Source organism: Sorangium sp. So ce363, assembly GCF_051520435.1.
GTDB lineage: Bacteria > Myxococcota_A > Polyangia > Polyangiales > Polyangiaceae > Sorangium > Sorangium cellulosum_B.
On the sequence record NZ_CP150333.1, the window covers coordinates 12,385,725 to 12,407,033 of the forward strand.

14 protein-coding genes are annotated in these 21,309 nt (G+C 69.7%); 10 read left to right on the top strand and 4 right to left on the bottom strand.

Annotated features, from left to right (window positions below; all coding sequences use genetic code 11):
• Window positions 1-121: 121 nt before the first annotated feature.
• Window positions 122-1,510 (top strand): DUF1552 domain-containing protein, encoded by a 1,389-nt coding sequence (locus WMF12_RS46590; RefSeq protein ID WP_437855736.1) that lies wholly within the window; start codon window positions 122-124, stop codon window positions 1,508-1,510.
• Window positions 1,507-3,141 (top strand): DUF1592 domain-containing protein, encoded by a 1,635-nt coding sequence (locus tag WMF12_RS46595; RefSeq protein WP_437743157.1) that lies wholly within the window; start codon window positions 1,507-1,509, stop codon window positions 3,139-3,141. The genes WMF12_RS46590 and WMF12_RS46595 overlap by 4 nt, the downstream gene beginning before the upstream one ends.
• A gap of 132 nt (window positions 3,142-3,273) precedes the next feature.
• Here the strand turns inward: WMF12_RS46595 and WMF12_RS46600 are convergent, their stop codons facing one another.
• On the bottom strand, window positions 3,274-4,473 hold the full coding sequence (locus tag WMF12_RS46600; RefSeq protein WP_437743158.1) for an acyl-CoA dehydrogenase family protein: 1,200 nt from the start codon (window positions 4,471-4,473) through the stop codon (window positions 3,274-3,276).
• A 49-nt stretch (window positions 4,474-4,522) separates the two neighbouring features.
• On the opposite strand from WMF12_RS46600, the gene WMF12_RS46605 reads away from it, so the two are divergent.
• From WMF12_RS46605 to WMF12_RS46615, 3 genes are all read left to right on the top strand, one after another.
• The gene (locus WMF12_RS46605) at window positions 4,523-5,605 is read left to right on the top strand and encodes a phosphotransferase family protein (RefSeq protein ID WP_437855791.1); all 1,083 of its coding nucleotides are present in this window, start codon (window positions 4,523-4,525) and stop codon (window positions 5,603-5,605) included.
• A gap of 241 nt (window positions 5,606-5,846) precedes the next feature.
• Complete coding sequence (locus WMF12_RS46610) at window positions 5,847-6,515, top strand: hypothetical protein (RefSeq protein WP_437855800.1); 669 nt, start codon at window positions 5,847-5,849, stop codon at window positions 6,513-6,515.
• Window positions 6,512-7,543 (top strand): hypothetical protein, encoded by a 1,032-nt coding sequence (locus tag WMF12_RS46615; protein ID WP_437855806.1) that lies wholly within the window; start codon window positions 6,512-6,514, stop codon window positions 7,541-7,543. Before WMF12_RS46610 ends, WMF12_RS46615 begins: the two co-directional genes overlap by 4 nt.
• Before the next feature lie 299 nt (window positions 7,544-7,842).
• On the opposite strand, the gene WMF12_RS46620 is transcribed toward WMF12_RS46615, so the two are convergent.
• Window positions 7,843-9,279 (bottom strand): sigma 54-interacting transcriptional regulator, encoded by a 1,437-nt coding sequence (locus tag WMF12_RS46620; protein ID WP_437855824.1) that lies wholly within the window; start codon window positions 9,277-9,279, stop codon window positions 7,843-7,845.
• Window positions 9,280-9,471: 192 nt separating this feature from the next.
• On the opposite strand from WMF12_RS46620, the gene WMF12_RS46625 reads away from it, so the two are divergent.
• From WMF12_RS46625 to WMF12_RS46635, 3 genes are all read left to right on the top strand, one after another.
• The gene (locus tag WMF12_RS46625; RefSeq protein WP_437855835.1) at window positions 9,472-12,024 is read left to right on the top strand and encodes a glucosyltransferase-I; all 2,553 of its coding nucleotides are present in this window, start codon (window positions 9,472-9,474) and stop codon (window positions 12,022-12,024) included.
• A 162-nt stretch (window positions 12,025-12,186) separates the two neighbouring features.
• A complete protein-coding gene (locus WMF12_RS46630; RefSeq protein ID WP_437855844.1) occupies window positions 12,187-15,171 on the top strand; it encodes an nSTAND1 domain-containing NTPase in 2,985 nt (994 codons plus the stop codon).
• Window positions 15,172-15,204: 33 nt separating this feature from the next.
• Complete coding sequence (locus WMF12_RS46635; protein ID WP_437855855.1) at window positions 15,205-16,209, top strand: tetratricopeptide repeat protein; 1,005 nt, start codon at window positions 15,205-15,207, stop codon at window positions 16,207-16,209.
• A gap of 69 nt (window positions 16,210-16,278) precedes the next feature.
• On the opposite strand, the gene WMF12_RS46640 is transcribed toward WMF12_RS46635, so the two are convergent.
• Both WMF12_RS46640 and WMF12_RS46645 read right to left on the bottom strand, forming a co-directional pair.
• Window positions 16,279-17,544 carry a DUF3237 domain-containing protein gene (locus tag WMF12_RS46640; protein ID WP_437855867.1) on the bottom strand — a complete coding sequence of 422 codons (1,266 nt, stop codon included), beginning with the start codon at window positions 17,542-17,544 and terminating at the stop codon, window positions 16,279-16,281.
• Between the two features lie 77 nt (window positions 17,545-17,621).
• Window positions 17,622-18,689, bottom strand: coding sequence for an alpha/beta hydrolase family esterase (locus tag WMF12_RS46645; RefSeq protein WP_437855880.1), 1,068 nt, complete (start codon window positions 18,687-18,689; stop codon window positions 17,622-17,624).
• A 300-nt stretch (window positions 18,690-18,989) separates the two neighbouring features.
• Here WMF12_RS46645 and WMF12_RS46650 point away from each other — a divergent pair, with 300 nt between their 5' ends.
• On the top strand, window positions 18,990-19,823 hold the full coding sequence (locus WMF12_RS46650) for an alpha/beta fold hydrolase (protein WP_437855894.1): 834 nt from the start codon (window positions 18,990-18,992) through the stop codon (window positions 19,821-19,823).
• Window positions 19,784-21,157 carry a leucine-rich repeat domain-containing protein gene (locus WMF12_RS46655; RefSeq protein ID WP_437855909.1) on the top strand — a complete coding sequence of 458 codons (1,374 nt, stop codon included), beginning with the start codon at window positions 19,784-19,786 and terminating at the stop codon, window positions 21,155-21,157. Before WMF12_RS46650 ends, WMF12_RS46655 begins: the two co-directional genes overlap by 40 nt.
• Window positions 21,158-21,309 lie beyond the last annotated feature (152 nt).

Here is a 21,309-nt window from a genome sequence, read left to right on the forward strand (position 1 = left end):
TCGTATGCCAGCTGTGAGATAATTCGGGATACCACGCTTGCTTGCTTGACGAAGCAACAACATAGCAAGACTACGACGGTCATCCACGGGGCGTGCTTGCTTACCCGAATGGAGGGACGAGATGCGTTTTCTTGAGACTGGGTACAAAAAGAGAGAGCTCGCGCTGGGACGGCGCATCTTCTTGAAGGCGCTCGGCGCCGGCATCGCGGCGCCGCTGGCCTTCCGGATGAGCAACCTGGCGCTGGCCGAGCCGAGCTCCGCGCCGGTCCGGCTGTTCATCTACTTCGTCCCCCATGGCATGCCCATGGAGTATGCCGAGCCCTACGGATCGGGAGCGGACTTCCTGAAAGGCTCCACGGTCCTCTCGCCGCTCGCGCCCTTCGGCAAGTACATCAATGTCTGCCGCGGGCTCGGCATCAATGGCTTCAACAACCACGAGGCGGTCTCCGGCGTGCTCACCGGCGTCAAGGACGGCGCCGGGGTCGACTCGGTGGATCACACCATCGCGCAGGCGCTGGGTGTCGAGGCCTACAACCTTGGCGCCAACCCCTATCCGAGGAACCAGGACGGGACCGGGTTCGACAAGAACTCGTACCTGATCCAGCACGGGGGCGTGTGGGTGCGCCCCACGGAGGACCCCGCGGCCGCGGCGGCGGCCATGCTCGGGGCCGTCGGCGGCGGGCAGCAGGGCGGCGGGAGCGGGCCAGAGGCCGACGAGGCTGCGTTCCGCAACGAGGCGCTGGGGCTCACCGAGCGCCAGCTGGAGAGGATGCAGCGCTCGCTCTCGGGCCTCACGAAGGAGCAGAACAAGCTCGCCGTACACCTCGAGTCGGTGCGCTCGATCAAGGCCGCGGCCGACAGGCCGGTCATGAACGGCTGCAGCAGCAAGCCGGCGCTGCCGGCGCTCGACGCGCTGGCGGGCAAGAGCGTGTTCGAGCAAGAGAACCTGCGGCGCGTCGTCGACGCGCACCTCGAGGTCGCCGCGAACGCCATGGTGTGCGGCACGGCGCGCGTCGTCACGATGCAGAACCTGTGGGTCAACTGCGATCTCCCCATGGACTTCACCGATGGCCCTGGGAGCGCGAGCCCCTACCACGGGGCCACGTCCCACTCCCGCGAGCCGCCGGGTCGCATGGAGTTCGCGACCGTCCAGAGCTGGTTCTTCGCGCGGCTCGCGGAGAAGCTGCTCACCCTCCTCGACCAGCCGGATCCGCTCGATCCCGGCAACACCGTCCTCCACAACTCGCTCATCTATGTGTGCAGCGAGATCGGCGACGGCGCGGATCACAACTCCAACGTCCACGACGTCTATCTCGGGAGCCAGATCGTCCACTCGTACCTCCCGGCGATCCTGATCGGCAACGCCGGCGGCCGCATCGCGAGCCGCGGCGTCGTCGACGTCGACACCGACCACGTCAACATGCTGGCCACGCTCGGCGACGCCATGGGCGTCTCGATCAACAAGTTCGGCGCGCAAAGCGCGCAGCCGATCCAGGAGCTGAAGTCATGAAGCGCTGGCAAACGTGGGCGCTCGCCGGGCTCTCGTCCTCGCTCCTCGCGTGCGGCGCGGGCAGCATCGGCGGTGAGGACGACCCCGTGAAAGGTCCGGTCATCGACGGCAGCTCGTGCGAGCAGGCTCAGGTCGGCGCTCCGGTGCTGCGGCGGCTCTCCGCCCTGGAGCTGGAAAACAGCCTCCGCGACGTCTTCCCCGAGCTCGGCACGGCGGCCTGGTCCGGGGTCCGGCTGGGCACGGACCCGACATCGGAGCTCGGCTTCACCAACGACGCGCAGGCGCTGCAGGTCGGCGCCCAGACCGCGAAGGAGCTCCTGAGCACGGCGGAGGAGGTCGCTGACATCGTGACCGCCGACGCCGCGCTGGCCGCCTCGCTCCCGTGCGCAGCGGCCCAGCCCGGCCCCGAGTGCGCTGCCGAGTTCGTCACGCGGCACGGGCTGCGGCTGTTCCGCCGCCCGGTGACCGAGGAGGAGAAAGGCGAGCTCCTGGCGCTCCACACCTCGGTGAGCGGAAAGTCCGACTTCCGCGTCGGGCTCAAGTGGACGCTGGTGTCGATGATCCAGTCGCCCCAGGCGTTCTACCGCTCGGAGATCGGCGCGCCGAGCGCCGGGCGCTACGAGCTGACCCAGCACGAGATCGCGACGGCGCTGGCCTACAACACCACGGGCTCGACGCCCACGCCCGAGCTGCTCGACAAGGCGGCGCGCGGGGAGCTCAGCTCGCCGGAGGCGCTCGTCGAGGAGGCGCGCGCGCTCCTGAGCACGCCGCGCGGCCACGAGGCGATGAGCCGCTTCTTGCAGCAGTGGCTCCGCTACGGGAAGGTGAACGGGATCGCCAAGGAGAAGATCCCCGACTTCAGCACGTATGGCGCCCTCATGCAGGAGGAGACGCGCCTCTTCCTCGAGGAGGTCATCTACACGCGCGGCGCCGGCGTCACCGAGCTCTTGACCGCGCCAACCACCTTCCTGAACGCCCAGCTCTCGACGTTCTACGGATACGGCGGCGTCACCGGACAGGGCTTCCAGCGCGTGGAGCGGCCTCTGGACTGGGGCGTCGGGCTGCTCGCCCAGGGCTCCGTCCTCGCCGGGAACTCGCGCATGGACAGCTCGTCGCCGACCCACCGTGGCCTGCTCGTCTTCGAGCGGCTCCTCTGCGGCTATATCCCCCCGCCGCCGGCGAACATTCCGGCGATCACCAAGCCCGATCCGGGGCAGACGACCACACGCGCGCGCTACGAGCAGATCCACATCTCGGCCGACGGCTGCAACACGTGCCACGCGAGCTTCGATCCCACGGGCTTCGCGCTGGAGCACTTCGACGAGATGGGGCGCTACCGCGCCGACGAGGGGGGCCTCCCCATCGACGACTCGGGCTACATCGCCGTCGCGGGCGAGAAGCGGCCTGTCACCGGCGCGAAGGGCCTGGCCGAGGCGCTCGCCAGCGCGCCCGAGGTGACCGAGTGCGTGAGCAAGCTCGGCTCGACGTATACGTACGGCGGGGCGCTCGGGGCCGAGTGCGCCATCGAGGAGGTCCAGCAGAGCCTGATGAGCGGGCAGATCGGCCTGCTCGAGTTCTTCGCACGCCTCGCGGGCACCGAGCACATGCGCGCCCGCGTCCGCCGCGAGTAAGTCGCCCCCCGTGTCAGAGGAGCTGTCGCCTCCTCAGGCCGGCAGCCCGGCGGAGGAGTCGAGGGGTCGTGAGCAGGGCGAGGGCGGAGGGCTCGCTTGAGGCCGCTCGGATGCCTCTCAGCGGGCGCCCGCTCAGATCAGCGTCGTCAGCGCCCCTCGCAAGAAGTCGCGCGCGACAACGACGTCGTGCACCTCGTCCGGACCATCGGCGATGCGAGCGGACCTGGCGAATCGGTACCAGAGCGAGAACGGCATGTCTTCGCTGTATCCGAGCGAGCCGTGCATCTGGATCGCGTCGTCGAGCACCTGGCAGAGGAGCCGGGCGACGTGGTTCTTCGCCATCGAGGAGTAGGGGCGCGCCTCCTTCTCCTTGCCTTGCTCGAGCATCGCCGCGCAGTGCAGCGTCATCAGGTTGCCGGCGTGGATGCCCGACGCTGCGTCGGCGATCTTCTTCTGGATCATCTGGTGGTGAGCGAGCGTCTTGCCGAAGCTCTCCCGCGTGAGGACGTAGTCGCGGCACATCCCGAGCGCGCGGTCGGCCCAGCCGAGCCAGCGCATGCAGTGCGTGAGGCGCGCCGGCACGAGGCGCCGCTGCGCGAGGAGGAACCCCTCGCCGACGCCGCCGAGGACCGCGTCGTCGCCGACGCGCACGGCGTGGAAGCGGAGCTCGGCCTCGCGGTGCTGGAGCATTGGCGGGCTCATCACGGGGATGTCGCGCACGTGCTCGACGCCTTCGGCGTGACGATCGACGACGAACAACGTCGCGCCGGTGCGAGGATCGTCGGACGTCCGCGCCATCACGATGAGGAACGCCGCCTCACCGCCGCCGGTCGTATACCACTTGTGGCCATCGATCATCCAGCCGCCGCCGACCCTGGCCGCCCTCGTGCGCAGATTCGATGGATCCGCGCCGGCGCCGGGGGCGGGCTCGGTCATCGAGAAGGCGCTCGAGATCTCGGCCCGGGCGAGCGGCGCGAGGTATTTCGCGCGGATCGCGGGCGACGCCGCCTTGTGCAGGAGGTCCATGTTGCCCTGGTCCGGCGCGTCGCAGTTGAAGCAGGCCGCGCCGAGCGGAGAGCGGCCCATCTCGCGAAAGAGCGCGCACATGCCCATGACGCCGAGCCCCAGCCCGCCGTGCTCCGCGGGCAGGTGCGGGACGAACAGCCCCTCGGCCCGCGCGCGCTCGCGGAGCGCCGTGAGCGTATCCCTCCGTCCCGCGCGATCCTCGTCGAGGATCGACGTCTCGTTCGGAATGACATGCGCGTCGACGAACGCGCGCACGCGGCCGCGGAGATCGGCCAGATCGGGGGGCAGATCGAAGGAGATCGTCACAGCGGCAGTATAGGAGGCCGAAGGGCTGCGTGATAGCGTCTGACCTGCGATGGCCCTCACGCCGCCGACCAACACACGCGCGCCCCGCGAGGCGCACCGGATCGACGAAGCGGCCCTCGGCCGCTGGCTCACCGCGCACGTCGAAGGCTGCGCGGGAGGCGCCGTGACCGTCGCCCAGTTCAAGGGCGGTCAGTCGAACCCGACATACTGGGTGGGCGTCGACGGCGGAGCCGGCGGAGATCTCGAGCTCGTCTTGCGGAAGAAGCCGCCCGGCAAGCTCCTTCCCTCCGCGCACGCCGTCGAGCGCGAGTACCGGGTCATGCGCGCTCTCCGCGACACCGAGGTGCCCGTCCCGGACGCGCTCGCCCTCTGCGAGGACGGCTCCGTGCTCGGCGCGCCGTTCTTCGTCATGCGGTACGCCGCCGGACGGATCTTCTGGGATCCGACGTTGCCTGAGTTCGGGACCTCCGAAGAGCGCCGCGCGATCTATGCAGCGTACATCCGTGTCCTCGCGGCGCTCCATCGCGTCGACTACGCCGCCGTGGGGCTCGCGGACTACGGCAAGGTGGGCGGCTTCGTCGCGCGACAGGTCGACCGCTGGTCGAAGCAATACGAGGCGTCGCGCACGGGCGAGGTGCCGGCGATGGAGGCGCTCATGCGCTGGCTCTCCGCGAATGTCCCGGCGAACGACGAGACGACGCTCGTCCATGGCGACTACCGCATCGACAACATCATCTTTTCGACCGGCGCTGCGCCCGAGGCGATCGCGACGATCGACTGGGAGCTCTCGACGCTCGGACATCCGGTGAGCGATCTCGCGTACGCTTGCATGGGTTACCGCATCAACCTCCCTGGCCGTGGCGGCCTTGCCGGGGTCGATGTCGCGTCGCTCGGGATCCCGACCGAGGACGAGATGGTCGCCTCCTACTGCGAGCTCTCCGGTCGCAGCGGCATCGATGCGTGGCCGTACTTCATGGCCTTCGGCGTCTTTCGTCTCGCCGCGATCGCTCAGGGTGTCTACCGGCGGAGCCTGCAGGGCAACGCGAGCTCCGAGGACGCCGGCGGGTACGGCGCGGCCGTGACCGTGCTCTCGGAGCTCGCCTGCGGTATTGCGGGGATCTCTCCGCGCTAGGCCAGGTGAACGCTCGAATTTCGATTTCGTCCCTGCGATAAGCAGTGGCTGTGGTGCGCTGGGATGACCCGCCGCTGAGCCTGGTGATTTCCGTCGTCGCCGCAGGTGATGGGACCACGAAGGCCGACGTTGCGGGCGCCGTGCTCACAAGGGGAGTCTTGCCGCTCGCTGTACGGCCCCCGGGACGTCTTGTCCGGCGATGCGGCGCGGTGTAGGGTGCGTCACACGCAGGAGGGGGCGTATGAGACGTCTGTGTGTCGCCGTGCTCGTTCCGCTCGTCGTCGGCTGCTCGATCGTGGACCCAGAAGATCGCGCGGAGCTGAGACGTCAGATTGCGGCGATGCCGCACGACAATCTGATGGAGATGAAGCGCTGGACCATGCACGAGCTGGCGAAGGAATGGTTGCTGACAAGGGACAAGAATGACCAGGTGGGCAAGGTAATCTGCCGCGACAACGAGGGCGGGCTATGGAGCGGTTGGTACGACCGCCCGAATAAGTACATCACCGTGGAGGATATGCTCTCCTGTCTCACGAAGAAGCCCAATCTTCCGAACTATATCTTTTGCGCTGAAGACTTTGCGTCGTGGGTCGTCCCTGACGCGAAGAATGAGATCGAGAAGTTGCTGCCCGCGTACACCGACATCGAGTGCAAGTATGTGTGGGATTTTCGCTACGATCCCGAGAATGTGGATCCGAAAATGGTCGATATAGATGCGATCGAGTCGGACGATATCATCCAAGCCATGATCACCCTTCCGGGGCCGCCTCCAGGGTGGGCTATTCCTCGGTTCGCGCCGCTTCTCTGCCCGCTCGGCGCAGGGGAGGGCTGGGGATGCCCTCCCAGACCGTCCGACTCGTTTCCTACGGGCGGAGAGCCCACAGACCCTCCTGGCGGGGATCAACCGTGAAACGTTATCTCGTCGCGCGCGAGGCAGGCAATGGGTCGGTCATGTTCATGACCAAGGATCCACGAAAATGGAAGTCCTACCTCCAGAAACTGGGCGAGGTGTGCGGCGCGGCATGGCGAGACGATCTGTCAGAGGAGGAGGAGCGCGCGTGGGCCGAGGCGCACCGGAAAGAGTTCAACCACTGGGTCGACGGCAGAGCCGCCCCGCCGTGGCCGATGCTGATCGCCGCCGTGAAGCGGGCGTTCGTTGCCGGCTATGGGGCTCTCGAGCGAAAGCCCGTCACAGAGGCCGAGGCGCTCGCGCGCCTGGACAGGACCTATCTCTGGAAGCTGCTGACGGCCGAGGATGTGGCCCAGGGCCACGGCCCCGAGGCGCTCCGCGCCTTCCAGCGGGGCTTCCGGCTGGGACGAAGCGAGAGACCCTTCTCCACGAAGAGGAACATCCCCCGGATGGTGGATCCTCCCTATCACTGGTACCGCCAGCAGGCGGAGGCGAACTTGCCGGGGCCGAGCGCAGCTCGTGAGCGAGCCCTCGTGGCCGCGTGGCGTGCGAGCGGCGCGAGCCGCGAGGACGTGGAGGCGAGCCAGCAGGCCCTGCGCGAGCTCCACGCGAGCGCCTGGCGCGATGATGTGCCTGAGGAGGATCGCGCGTGGGCCGAGGCGTACCGCGAGACGTGCGCGCACTGGGTCACCGTCCACCGGCGCGACGCGGTGGCGCAGAGCGCCTACGAGGCCTATCTTCGGAGCAGCGACGGAATCCTCGACGGGGAGGCTGCGCCCCCTCGGGCGAAGCGGAGCGACCGCGACTCGGAACCGTGGCGGTTCTTCGCGGATCGCGTCGAGGACGCGCCCGAGGACGAGAGCGAGCTCGCGACGGCAGAGGCGGCCGCGCGCGAGTACTGGGACGCGCGCTGGCGCGAGGCGCCGCCGTGGGACGGCGACCCGGCCCAGGTCCACTGGCTCGCGGCGGTCCGCGCCGCGCGGGAGACGTCGGCGGCGATGGCCGACCATATCCCCAGGCCCTGGTAGCGGTTGCCCCCTCGTCCGACCCCGATCCCCTTCAGTTTGTACAAGGTTGCTCCCCTCGCCCGACCGGTGGGACCTCGAACCTGTACAAGGTTGCCGCTTCGGCCGACGGGTGGTGTTTCAATCCGTGGACGGCCGCCTTCACGCCACAGCCAGTCTGAGGGAGCGCACTCCCCGAGCTCTCCATGGCGGATCGCCGTGGGCGGGACGAACGTCTGCTGGACACTCTCCGTAGAACTTGTGGGTGAGCCAAGGCGGCTCTGCCGATTGGCCGAGCGAGCGCCGCACGCGGGCCCGCAGCCTCACCCTTCTGCGTCCCCGCCCGCCCCGCGTTGCGCGAGCCAGCGGTAGAGCTGGGTCCGGTGCATGCCGAGCGCCCGGGCCGCGCGCATCACGTTGCCGTTTTCACGGCGCAGCACCGCCTCGATCTCCGCCGCGGCGGGCCACGCCGCTGCCCGCCGCAAGGGCCCCTTCTCCGCCGCCGGCCGCTGCGCCCGCGTGGCGTCCTTCACGGTCTCGCCCAGGACCCCGCCAGACATGCCCGCTGGTGGCTCGGGGACGCTCAGCCGCCCCGCCGACGGGGAGAGGTGCCGCTCGTGCACCACCGAGCTACCCGCAAGGTGCGCCTCCTGCGCTGCTGCCCGGATCTCCGCGGTGAGCTCTCGAATGTTTCCTGGCCACGCCCGCAGGAGGCACGCCTCGATCAGCGACGCATGCGCCCGAGCGGGCGCGGTCGTCTCGGCGTGCGCGCCAGCCGACGTCGCATGTCGCAGGGCCGCATCGACGAGCCACGGGATGTCCTCCGATCGCTCGCTCAGCGGCGGTATGCGGACCGAAGGCCGCGCGATGCGGAAGAAGAGATCGTCGCGCAGCTTCCCCGCGGCCACCTGGGCTCGCAAATCCTTGTGGGTCGCCGAGACCAGCGCGAAATCCACGCTCACCGGCCGCGAGGCCCCGAGGGGGATCACCTCCTTCGCTTCCAGCGCCCGCAGGAGCTTCGCCTGCACCCCGAGGTCGAGCTCGGCTACCTCGTCGAGAAAGAGCACCCCGCCGTGCGCTGCCTGCACGTAGCCCTCGGCGTCCGCCGCGGCGCCCGAGTACGCCCCTTTGCGCGCGCCGAAGAGCAGCCGCTCGGCCAGCTCCTCGGGGATGGCGGCGCAGTTCACGGCGACGAAGGGCCCATCGCGGCGCGGGCCGAGGACGTGGAAGGCCCGCGCCGCGTGCTCCTTACCCGTTCCGCTCTCGCCGGTGATGTGCAGCGTCGTCTCGAGGCTCGCCGCCCGACCGATCGCATCCCACGTGCGGGCGAGGGTCGGGCCGAGGATCGTGCCCTCGGCGCGCGAGATCCCCGCGCGGAATGGCTCCACGTCGGCCTGGAGCAAGAACACCGACCAGCCTGTGCGCACGATCCGGAGCTCGGCGCCGGCGCGCGTGCCGATCAGCGGGACGCCATCGAGCCAGGTGCCGTTCCGGCTGTCGAGATCCTCGACGTGCCACTTGCCCTCGCTCCAGCGCACGCGCGCGTGCTTGCGCGACATCCGCTTGTCGTCCAGGAGCACGCCCGCTACCTCGCATCGCCCGAGCTCGATCTCGCCGTCCTCCAGCGGGAGCACATCGCAGCGGGGGCCGTCCACCGAGAAGATCAGGACCAGCCCGGGCCTTGGCTTCCGGAGGCCGCGGTGCTCCGACGGGGGGCCGGGTGCGTCGTCCAGGGTCGTGTTCGGTGCAAGGGGCGCCACGATCACCGCGGAGTGTAACGCGGCTCGTATGCCCTGTGCAGGGGGCACCCGCCGCGGTAGACGGAGCTCAGCGCCGCCGCTCCGCGGCGAGGGGCGCGCTCAGGACGCCCTGCGCCTGGCGCGTGTGCCAGCCATACGACATGAGGGCGCGCGGGACGCGCCGATGGGAGGCTAGCTTCCAGGCGGGCATCCATGGCAAATGGGTTGCTGTCGATGGCGACAGGAGAGTTCCTCGTCATGAATCAACATGTGTTCTTGATGTCGAGCCTCCTCCTCGTCGCGGCCGCGTGCGCGAGCGACGTGTCCACTCCCTGCGGGGACGGCTACTGCCTGGCGGCTTACCAGTGCGTCGATTCGAGGGATGGTGCGCGGCGGTGCGTGCCGCCCGATACGCCGCTGAACGTCTGCGGCAACGGGATCGTCGATCCCGGCGAGGAGTGCGACGAGGGCGACGTCGCGGCGGGCGACGGGTGCGGCGCGACCTGCCGGCGGGAGGTGTGCGGCAACGGGATCGTCGATCCCGGCGAGGAGTGCGACGAGGGCGATGTCGCGGCGGGCGACGGGTGCGGCGCGACCTGCCGGCGGGAGGTGTGCGGCAACGGGATCGTCGATCCCGGCGAGGAGTGCGACGAGGGCGACGTCGCGGCGGGCGACGGGTGCGGCGCGACCTGCCGGCGGGAGGTGTGCGGCAACGGGATCGTCGATCCCGGCGAGGAGTGCGACGAGGGCGATGTCGCGGCGGGCGACGGGTGCGGCGCGACCTGCCAGCAGGAGGTGTGCGGCAACGCGATCCGCGACCCAGGCGAGGCGTGTGACTGCGGCGCCGATGCCGTCGCGCCCCGGGAGCCGGTGTGCAGCGATCGCCAGAACGCGTCGGCGGGCGGGGTGTGCCGCCTGGACTGCCGGCTTCATTGCGGCGACGGCGAGGTCGCGGAGGAGGAGACGTGTGACCCCGCCGCTCCTTTGGCCGCCTCCTGCGTGGATCTCCGTTACGATTTCGGCCGCCCTGCCTGCTCGCGCGCCTGCGACTCGCTGGACGTCGTGGGCTGCGGCGACTTCAATTGGCGCTTAACGAATGCGCCGACAACGGCGTACCTCTCGGACGTGTGGGGAAGCGGAGCGCGCGACGTCTACGCCGTCGGGGACGGGGGCACCGTGGTTCATTACGACGGCACCGTCTGGACATTGATCTCGTTACCGGTCGTTGCGAGCGCAGATATGCGCGGCGTGTGGGGCAGCGGTCCGAGCGACGTCTTCGTCGTCGGAGTCGAGGGCCCCGCCGCCGGAGCCACCGGCCTCGTGCTGCACTATGACGGAGACTCATGGACTCAGATGCCATGGCCCTACGAGGGGGGTCTTAGCGACGTGTGGGGCAGCGGCCCGAATGACGTCTTCGCCGTCGGCGATCGGGGCACCTTGGCCCGCTTCGACGGCCGCTCCTGGACGAAGATGCTTTCGCCAGTCGATGTGCCGCTGCGCGGCGTGTGGGGCAGCGGTCCGAGCGACGTCTTCGCCGTCGGGGATTTTGGCACCGTGCTGCATTTTGACGGAAATTCCTGGACACAGATGCTCTCGCCGGTCGATGAGCCGCTGCGCGGCGTGTGGGGCAGCAGCGCGAGCGACGTCTTCGCCGTCGGAGATGGGGGCGTGCTGCATTTTGACGGAAATTCCTGGGCACTGATGCCTTCGACGTCCAATTTGGTTGTTGGCAGCGTGTGGGGCAGCAGCGCGAGCGACGTCTTCGCCGTCGGAGGCTCGACCCTGGCGCGCTTCGACGGCCGCGCGTGGACGGAGGTGACTTATTCGATCGAGCAGTATTTGACCGGTGTGTGGGGCAGCGGTCCGAGCGACGTCTTCGCCGCCGCCATCGGCGGCGTGCTGCATTTCGATGGCATCACCCTGACAGAGCTGCCTTTCGCGGCCGATGACGAGTCGATTTACGTTTTGGATCTATGGGGAAGCGGAGCGAGCGACGTCTTCGCCGTCGGAGAGCGGGGCACCGTGCTGCATTTCGACGGCAGCTCATGGACGGCGATGCCATCGCCGGTCGATGTGAATCTCCGCGGCGTGTGGGGGAGCGGAGCGAGCGACGTCTTCGCCGTCGGAGAGCGGGGCACCGTGCTGCATTTCGACGGCAGCTCATGGACGGCGATGCCATCGCCGGTCGATGTGAATCTCCGCGGCGTGTGGGGAAGCGGAGCGAGCGACGTCTTCGTCGTCGGGGCGTCGTCAACGGTGCTGCACTATGACGGTCGCTCCTGGACACCAATGTCTGTAGAGGGCATCGATCATGCGCTCTACGGCGTATGGGGGAGCGGGCCGAGCGATGTGTTCGCCGTCGGGGATTTTGGCACCGTGCTGCATTTCGACGGCCGCTCCTGGACGACGATGGTATCGCCGGTCGATGTGGGCCTCTTCCACGTGTGGGGGAGCGGACCGAGCGACGTCTTCGTCGTCGGAGAACAGGGCGCCATCCTGCACTTCGACGGCAGCTCTTGGACGGCGACGACATCGGTGCGCAATGTTGCGTTTACCGACCTGTGGGGCAGCGGGCCCAACGATGTCTTCGCCGTCGACGGCGCCGTGCTGCACTTCGACGGTGGTTCTTGGCTGCCCATGCGTTCCGAAGAACTTGGGTTCCCGCGGGCGGTATGGGGTGATTCTTTGGGTAATGTGTTTTTTTACAGCGATCAGGGCCTCGGCCAACGCAGCCATCGACTCCGCCGGACAGCGCTCAGCCGCTGAAGGAGGAGGACGGATGCTTGGTTTCGGTTGGCTTCGCGCTGCGATGAACGCCCCGGAGCCTCTCTGCGCGCCGCGGCGCCGGGGACCGGCGTACGGCGGACGCGACGGCCAGGCTTCCGGCCCACAGGCGTAAGCCTGTCGGGTGCGTGCGGTGAGATTGTCATGAGCCCGATGAAGGAAATACGCTTCGCTTCTGTGGGCGACTCCGGCGCCCCTGCTGTCGACGAGGAGGCGGCCGCCACGCCGCCGAGCCGGAGGGGACGTCCGGAGTCAGAAGAGGGGATGTACCCGTCGGCGACCTGGAGCACCGACCACGATCTCCATGCGGTGCAGCTCACCGCGCCCAGGACCGGCCCTGCGCGGCGAGCGCCGCGCGACCTGCCCATCGACGCCGGGACGTCCCTCGGTCACTACGAGCTCATCCGCGAGCTCGGCCGCGGGGGCATGGGCACGGTCTTTCTGGCCCGCGACGTCCGGTTGGGCCGCCTGGTGGCGATCAAGCTCGTCACCACGCTGACCGGCTCCCGGCTCGACCGATTCCTTGTCGAGGCCCGCGCCACCGCGCTCTGCAAGCACGAGAACATCGTGACCATCCACGATGTGAACGAGCACAACGGGTATCCTTACATGGTGCTCGAATACATCGAGGGCCAGAGTCTCCGCGCGTGGATGGCGCAGCGGAGGCCGGCGGGCGCGCCAGCGGGCGTCGCGGCCACCTCGGTGTCGACGAGCGCCGCGGTGGAGCTGATGGTGCCCGTGGTGCGCGCCCTCGTGTGCGCCCATCAGCTCGGCATCGTGCACCGCGATCTCAAGCCGGAAAACATCATGTTGGAGCCGTCCGGAGCGATCAAGGTGCTCGATTTCGGCATCGCCAAGCTGCTCGACATCGACGCCTCCGTCACGTGCGAGCGCCCTGCTCCCAGGAGCGAGCTGACCCTGACGCACGAAGGGGCCGTCATGGGGACGCTGGCCTACATGTCCCCCGAGCAGCAGGCCGGAGAGGAGATCGACCAGGCGACGGACATCTGGGCCGTGGGGATCATGCTTTATGAGCTCGTGACCGGCGCGCGCCCGTTCGACGGGGCGATGACGGTCGGCGCGCTCGACGCGTCCGTCCGGAAGATTGGCGGGATGCGCGCCGAGCTGGGCGCGCTCGGGCCGATCATCGAGCGGTGCCTGCGCAGGCGGACATCCGAGCGCATCGCCTCGGCGCGGCAGCTCCTGGCCGAGCTCATGCCGCTCCTGCCGGGGCGCCGCGAGGTCGTCCTCGGCGCCGACGAGAGCCCATTCGCCGGCCTCTCGGCGTTCCAGGAGGTCGACGCGGACCGCTTCTTCGGCCGCGACGACGACATCGCCGGCATGGTCTCGCGCCTGAAGAGCCAGCCGCTCCTCGCGATCGTCGGCGCGTCGGGGGTAGGGAAATCATCGCTGGTGAGGGCGGGGATCATCCCGGCGCTCAAGCGCTCGGGGGCCGGGTGGGAGTCGCTCGTCATGCGGCCCGGGCGCGAGCCCATGGCGGCGCTGGCCGATCTGCTCGACCATCCATCCCTCCTGGAGCAGGGCGAGGTCGGCTCGCCGGCGGCGCGCGGCCGTGAGGCCGAGCGCGGGCAGGTGATCGAGCGGCTGCGCGCCGAGCCCGGCCACCTGGGCGCCGCGCTGCGCGCGTGGTCCGCCCGGACCCAGCGGCGCGTCGTGCTGTTCGTCGACCAGTTCGAGGAGCTCTATACCCTCTCGTGCGGCGCCCGAGAGCGCGCCGCCTTCTTCTCGTGCCTCGAAGGCGTCGCCGACGACGCCTCCTCGCCCCTCCGCGTCATCCTCTCCACCCGCTCGGACTTCATCGAGCGGGTGGCCGAGGACAGGCGCTTCATGGCGGGGGTGACCCGCGGCCTCGTGTTCCTCTCGCCCATCGGCCGGGAAGGGCTGCGCGAGGCGCTCTTGAAGCCGGTCCAGGCGGCGCGATACGAGATCGAGGACCCGGCGATGGTCGAGGGCACCCTCGATGTGCTGGAGACGACCCCAGGCGCCCTCCCCATCCTGCAGTTCACTGCGGCCAGGCTGTGGGACATGCGCGACCGCGAGCGGCGGCTCCTCACGCGGGCGAGCTACGAGGCCATCGGCGGCGTGGCGGGAGCGCTGGCGAGCCACGCCGACGCGGTGCTGGCTGGGCTCAGCGGCCGTCAGGCGAAGCTCTGCCGAGCCATCTTCGAGCGCCTGGTCACGCCCGAGCGCACGCGGGCCATGGCCAGCCTGGAAGAGCTCCGCGAGCTGCCCGGGGACGGGGATCCGGACGAGATCGAGCGCGTCGTCCACCTGCTGGCCGACGCGCGGCTCCTCGCCATCGAGACGGGGCGCGACGTCGCCGGCAGCAAGGTGGAGATCGTGCACGAGTCGCTCATCGCGCGCTGGCCGACGTTGCTGCGCTGGCTCGACGAGAACCAGGGAGACTCGGTGTTCCTCGACAAGCTGCGCGCGGCGGCGCGGCAGTGGGAGTCGAGCGGCTGCGCCGACGACCTCCTGTGGCGCGGCAAGCTTGCCGAGGAGGCGCGCCGCTTCCGGGAGCGCTCCGAGCGCCGGCTGCCCGAGCGAGAGCAGCACTACCTCGACGCCGTGGTGAGGCTTGCCGGCCAGGCGCAGCGCAGGAAGCGCAACCTCATCGTCGGGACCATCGCGGGCCTGGCCCTCCTGGTCGTCGGCGCCGCCGCGGGGATCGTCACGGTGGTCCGCCAGAACCGGGTCATCAGCGCGCAGCTCGCGGACATCCGCCGGACCGAGGACAGCCTCGAGGAGGCGCTCGCGAGGGAGACAGCGTCTCGACAGGCCGCCGAGCAGGCGAGGATGAGCACGGAAGAGCAGCGGAACCGGGCCGAGCGGCTGCAGAAGGAGGCCGAGGAGGCCAGGGACAGGGCCGAGATCGAGGCCGAGAGGGCGCGCGCCGCGGCCGAGGAGGCTCGGGCGGCGCGCGACGACGCGCGGGCGTCCGAGGCCGAGGCGCGCCGCGCCGAAGCCCAGGCCGATGACGAGCGGGCCAGGGCCGGCGTCGAGGAGCGGAGGGCCAAGCAAGCGGCAGACGACGAGCGCCGGAGCAAGGAGGCGCTGGAGCAGCTCATCCAGCGCTCGGTAGGGCGGGTCCGGGACCGCTTGAGGTAAAAGGCGCTCCGGGAGATCATCGAACCATTCCCCGTGCAGAGGACGCCGACGAGCACCCGAGCTGCGATCTGTTCATGGCTCTCGATCGCGATCGTCGCGTGCCGGGCCGTGCCCGCGTGGGCTCAGGCCGAGCCGGCGTTGCCCCCCTGGCACGCGGGCGTCGCGGAGGAGCGCAAGCAGGCGGCGCTGGAGCTCTTCATGCAGGGGCGGGACCTGCACAGAAGGATGGCGCTGGGCGATGCCAGGAAGAAGTACGAGGAGGCGCTCGCCCTGTGGGAGCACCCGGATCTCCGGTTCTATCTGGGCAGGGTGCTCAAGATGATGGGGATGCCGCTGCTCGCCTACGAGAACCTGCGCCTCTCGCTCCGGTGGGGGCCGGCGTCGCTCGAGCCCGGGGACCATGAAGCGGCGCGCGCGCTGATGAAGGAGCTCGTCGAGCGCGAGCTGGCCGTCGTCGAGATGCGCTGCGACGAGCCCGGCGCCGCGGTGCTGCTCGACGGGAGGCCGTGGTTCGTCGGTCCGAGCTCGGCGCGCCGGTTCGTGACGCCCGGAGAGCACGTCGTCAGCGCGAGGAAGGAGGGGTATTTCCCCCTGGTCGAGCCCGTCGTCGTGCTCGCCGGGGTCCAGGCCTCGGGGGTGCTCAAGCTGAGCGCCGACGGCATCGTCACGGTGCGCAGGTGGTCCGCCTGGAAACCCTGGGCCGTGGTCGGGGCCGGCGCGGGCCTCGGGCTGGCTGGTGCAATGTTACGCTTGCAGGCCGACGAGCATCTGGAGGAGGCGGAGCGGCAATTTGAAGAGACCTGCACGTCGGGTTGCGCTCCAACGACGACGGACACGACGAGCCGGGCTGCGACGGAGAGCCGAGTCGCCACCGGCCTGTTCATCGCCGGCGGCGCGACCCTGGCGGCAGGCGCGGCCCTGGTGTTCCTCAACATGCCGCGGACGTACCGCAGCGAGGATCAAGGCGGCGTGGAGCTCCGGATCGTGCCCGCGGCGTCGGGCGCGATGGCCGGGCTGTCAGCTCGGCTTTCCTTTTGAAGCGCCGAAGGCACCGGGCGGTAGGCTCCTGCCACCCGGGGGCGCCGGTGTCACCGCGGTGCTGCTGTTCTATTTGCGTTCGTAGAAGGTGAGGCTCACCCCGCCCCCCGCCGCGCCACCCGGGTCGGAGCTCACATACTGCTTCGTGTTGAGGATCGCATAGGGGCCGTCCGCGCGCGTCTCGAAGACAGGAATGAGCGCGCCGAACGGTCCGCAGTTCCTCACCACGATGACCTCGCCGTCCTTCGAGGACAGCGCGTACCGGGCGTCCAGCACCGTGGTCGATCCGATGAGCTGGTAATCCGCGCCTCCGGGGAGCACCGAGCCCGACAGGCCGCTCAGCAGCATTCCGCCGGTGACCGTGCCCCCGGTGATGGGAATGATGTTGCGCGTGCCGCGCTTGCTCGCGCCGACAGACACGGATGCGCCGAGCGTGACGGACTCGGTGAACACGCTCGAGCCCCTCGTCCCGGTCACCTTCGAGCACTCCCACGATTGGTTCGGGACGCCCTCTGGATCCTTGAGCTGGATCTTCGGCTCTCCGGCGGCCACCTCGCTGATGTCGTAGATGTCGAGCTGGATCGTGCCCGCCGCGGCGTCGACGACACGGGTGCCCGCGAACTTCCCGGTGTTGAGCCACGCGAGCGAGCTCGAGTTGGCGACCTCGAAGTCCGGGACGATCCGGACGACGTCATCGCCGGCGGCGGCGACGCCGCAGGTCCGCAGCAAGATGGAGCTGCCGTCGCTCGCCTTCAGGATGTTGATCTCCTCGAGCTCGACGGATCCGTTCGACAGCGTGAGCTCGAGGTCCATGCCGCCCGTGAGGAACGTGGCCTGGATCTTGTCGCCCGTGAGCGTGCCCCCCTTCACGTCGAGGAGGCGGCGGTGTCCGAACTGGGTGGTCCCGACATCGTGGGTCTCGCCGAGCTGGAGCGTCGCCCGAAAGACGAGCTCGCCGCGCGTGGGGAGCGGAATGCCATCCGGCATCCCGCAGGTCCACGACGGATCGGGGACGATCGTCGCCTCACCGCTGCCGTTGTTGCCCCCGCCAGCGCCAGGCATCCCGCCAGCGCCGCCGCCGCCGCCGCTGCCCGTCTCCTCAGCGCCGCCGGCTCCCGTGGTTCCGCTGCCCGCGGTGGTTCCGCTGCCCGCGCCGCCCGTGCCGGCGTCGCCGCCCGTGCCGGTCGCTCCGCCGGGACCGCTCGACGCCGCGCCGCCGGAGCTGCTGCTCGTCGTCGCTCCGCTGGTATCGTCGGTCGACGAACCACACCCTCCGGAGCAGATGCCCAGGATTCCAGTTATCAAGAGCTTCGCTGGCAGATTTTTGATCACCATCGCCGGACCCATCCATTCAATCCACGCTGCGATTCGATGCACCCTGAAACGTGGCGCTGGTTCGAGCGACTCCCGCTTCAGAACTGCGAGAAGAAGCTCCAGATCGACTCGCCGGAGTTGTTCTGCGGGGCGTGGCCCCCGTCGAACTCGCACCAGACGACGGGATAGCCCGCGTCGCAGCCCTCGTAGCTGACGCAGGGACTCGGCTCGACCGGTGTGGTCTGCTGACCGCAGTGGTTTCGCTCGAGGAAGACATCGCGAGCGCTCTGACCGTTCTCGAGCGGAACCACGTTGTCGCTCTTGCCGTGGGCGCCCCACATGGCCACAGGGCTGTCGCCGTCCTCGCAGCCGCTGTAGAGCGCGCCGGACATGGAGGCGATGGCGCGGAAGTCGTCGCCCATCGCACAGCCGATCGCGTAGGACATCATGCCGCCGTAGCTGAACCCCGTCGAAAAGATCCTGCTCTCGTCGATGCAGAGCTCGGCGCGGAAGCGGTCGAGCATGGCGCGGAGGAACGCGATGTCGCGGCCCCCCGTGTTCGCCCAGCCCTGCTCGAGGCCCTCGGGCGAGACGAAGATCGCCGAGCCGTTGGCGCGGCTCTGGAGCCCGTAGTAGCCGCCGCCGAACCCGGTCGCGACCTGCTCGGCCGAGCCGCCGCGGGGATGCCAGGTGAAGATCAGCCGGTAAGGGTGTTTCGAATCGTAGTTGTCCGGCACGGCGAGGATGTACTCGCGCGTCGTGCCCCCGACATCGACGCTGAAACGGCCGCTCTTCGGCGCGGTCGCGCTGCCGCAGCCGGCGCTCTGCGCCGCTCCTCCAGCGCCGCTCGAGCCGGAGCCGACAGCGCCGCCGCCCGCGCCAGTTTCCCCCGAGTCCGGGCGCCCGCCGCTGCCGCCGGCGCCGGCGACCGCCCCCGACGAGCTACCGTTTGCCGACGAGCCACCGTTTGCCGACGAGCCGCCGGTTGCCGACGTGCTCCCCGTGGCGCCGGAGGCGCTGGATCCGGGCCCAGCGGGCCCTCCGGCGCTGCTGCCGGATGATGCCTCGGTCGTCGCTTCTCCCTGGCTGGAGCAGCCCAGCGCCGCGAACGCCGCGAGCGCAACGAGCCCTGGAGCGATCGCGCCGAAATTGCGAAGCGTTTTCATTCGTCCCCGCCTCTCTATTCCAAGATCGCCGTCCGTCCTCGCATCACCCGATGCAGGTGATCTGCGACGACGTCGTACGCTATGCCTCACGCCCGAGGCATGGGCATACTCGCCTATGCCTCGGGCGTGAGGCATAGGCATACTCGCCTATGCCTCGGTGCGAGACGTCACGCCCAGAGGGGCGGACTGGACGGCTCGGGTGGGGGTCGAATTGAAAGCGCCCAGACCGAGCGATCGGCGCCGGCCGCTCCCGCGCAGGCCGACGTGGAGGGCGCGGGGTGGCGTGGCTAGAGTGCGCCCATGCGATGCAAGGTGAAGGACCTCGAGATCGAGGTCGAGGCGATCGGCTCCGGGACGCCCATCCTGATGCTCCACGGCTGGGGGCCCGACCACAGGCTGATGAAGGGGTGCATGGAGCCGGTGTTCCGGTCGGCGCCGGGGAGATGGAGGCGCATCTATTTCGACCTGCCGGGCATGGGAAGGACCCCGGGGCGACCGTGGATCGACGGGTCGGACCGCATGCTGGACGTGGTGCTCGGGATCGTCGATCAGGTGCTCCCCGGCGAGCGGTTCCTTGTCGCCGGCGAGTCGTACGGCGGCTACCTGGCCCGGGGCGTGGTCCACGAGCGGCCGCGGAGCGTCGCGGGCCTGCTGCTCGTGTGCCCGGTGGCCGTACAGGAGACGCGGGAGGCCAACGCGCCCCCGCTGCGGGTGCTGGAGCGCGACGAGGCGTTCCTCGGGACCCTGTCCGGCGAGGACCGTCGCGCGTTCGAGGCGATCCACGTGCGCCAGGTGCACGCCGTCTGGGAGCGGTTCCAGGACGAGATCCTCCCCGGCCTGCGCGCGGCCGACACGGTCTTCCTGGAGCAGCACCTCAGCCGGAAGATCCCCTTCAGCTTCGCGGTCGACCGTCTGGAGGTGCCGTTCCCCGGGCCGACCCTGATGCTGGTGGGGCGCCAGGACTGCGTGACCGGCTACCGCGATCTCTGGGGGATCCTCGAGACGTACCCGCGGGCGTCGTTCGTGCTGCTCGACCGGGCCGGCCACAACCTGCAGACCGAGCAGCCGGCGCTGTTCGAGGCGGCCGTGAAGGAGTGGCTGGAGCGGGTGGCCGGGACCATGGCACACCCCTGACGGGGACGGCGCAGGGAGAGGGAGGACGCGCACGAGGTGCCTCCGACCTTCGTGCAGCGGTTTCGTCAGCGCGGTCGATCTCCAGCGGCACGGTCCGCTGTACCCTCGGGGCCGATGGCAGGCATCGTGAAGTCGCTGCGCGCGGCGTTGAAGAGCCCCTCCGGGGTCCGGAGCCTCAAGCTCACCGGGGTCTCGGGCGACGCCGACGTCGCGGGGATCTCGCGCCTGCCGGACCTCGTAAACTCGAGATCTCCGTCACCGGCGAGGAGATCCCGCCCGAGGTCTTCCGGATCCCCGGGCTCACGCACCTGACCGTGGGCGGCCGCTCGACCACCGGCCTGCCGCCCGAGATCGGGAATTGCTCGGGGCTGAAGAAGCTCAACGTCCGTGGTCACCGCATCACGGCGCTGCCGCGCGAGATAGGCAAGCTCTCGCGCCTCGAGTCGCTGTACGTCGACGGCAACGCGCTCACCTCGCTCCCCGCCGAGATCTCCGAGCTCGCCTCGCTGGAGACGCTGTCCGTCGGCAACAACCAGCTCGGTGCTCTCCCCGACGAGATGACCCGCTTGCCGAAGCTGCGTGATCTGTCGCTTGCGACGAACCGGCTGACCGCGCTGCCTCGCGAGCTCGGCCGCCTCGCCGCGCTCGACGCGCTGGAGCTCGATAAGAACGCGCGCGTCGACGCAGCGCCAGCGGGCGAGCTCCCCGCGCTGCGCATCCTCGGCCTGCGCAGCTGCAAGCTCGCCGACCTGCCCGCGAGCCTCGCGAAGCTCGGCTCGCTCGAGGTGCTCGCCGTCGGGAACAACCCGTTTCCGCGGGTGCCGGAGGCGATCCGCCCGCTCACGAGCCTTCGATCGCTGTACCTGTGGGGCGCGAAGCTCACCGAGGTCCCCTCCTGGCTCGGCGGGCTCACGCGCCTGACGCTGCTCGAGCTCGAGAAGAACGCGCTCGCGTCGCTGCCGTCGGAGATGGCCGAGCTCACGGGCATGGAGGAGCTGCGCCTGGAGAGCAACGCCTTCGACCACGTGCCTTCCGCGGTGTTCGCGATGACCTCGCTGCGCAGGCTGTTCTTGATGGACAACCGGATCTCCGAGCTGCCCGCGGGCGTGAACGCGCTGACGAGGCTCGAGCGGCTCGATCTGACGGGCAACCCGCTCGAGAAGCTGCCGGCGGACCTGAGCGCGCTCTCGAGGCTCGTCCGGCTGGAGCTCCCGCAGGGCGCGCTCACGGACGCGTCGGTGCGTGGCCAGATCGCGAGGCTGCCACCCTCGGGCGAGGTGTGGTTCGGCAACCCGGTGTATCACGCGCTCGCTCGATGCGAGCAGTGGTGTTGAGGGCGCGCGAAGCGGGGGCTGATAGGTCGCCGTGGGGCTCGGGGCCGAGGAGGGACAGGACCTGGCAAAGACGACGACGATCTAGGGATAGGATGGTCTCGCATTCAGTGGTAGACGCCGCCTACGAGAAGTTGAGGCAGCAACAGAAGAAC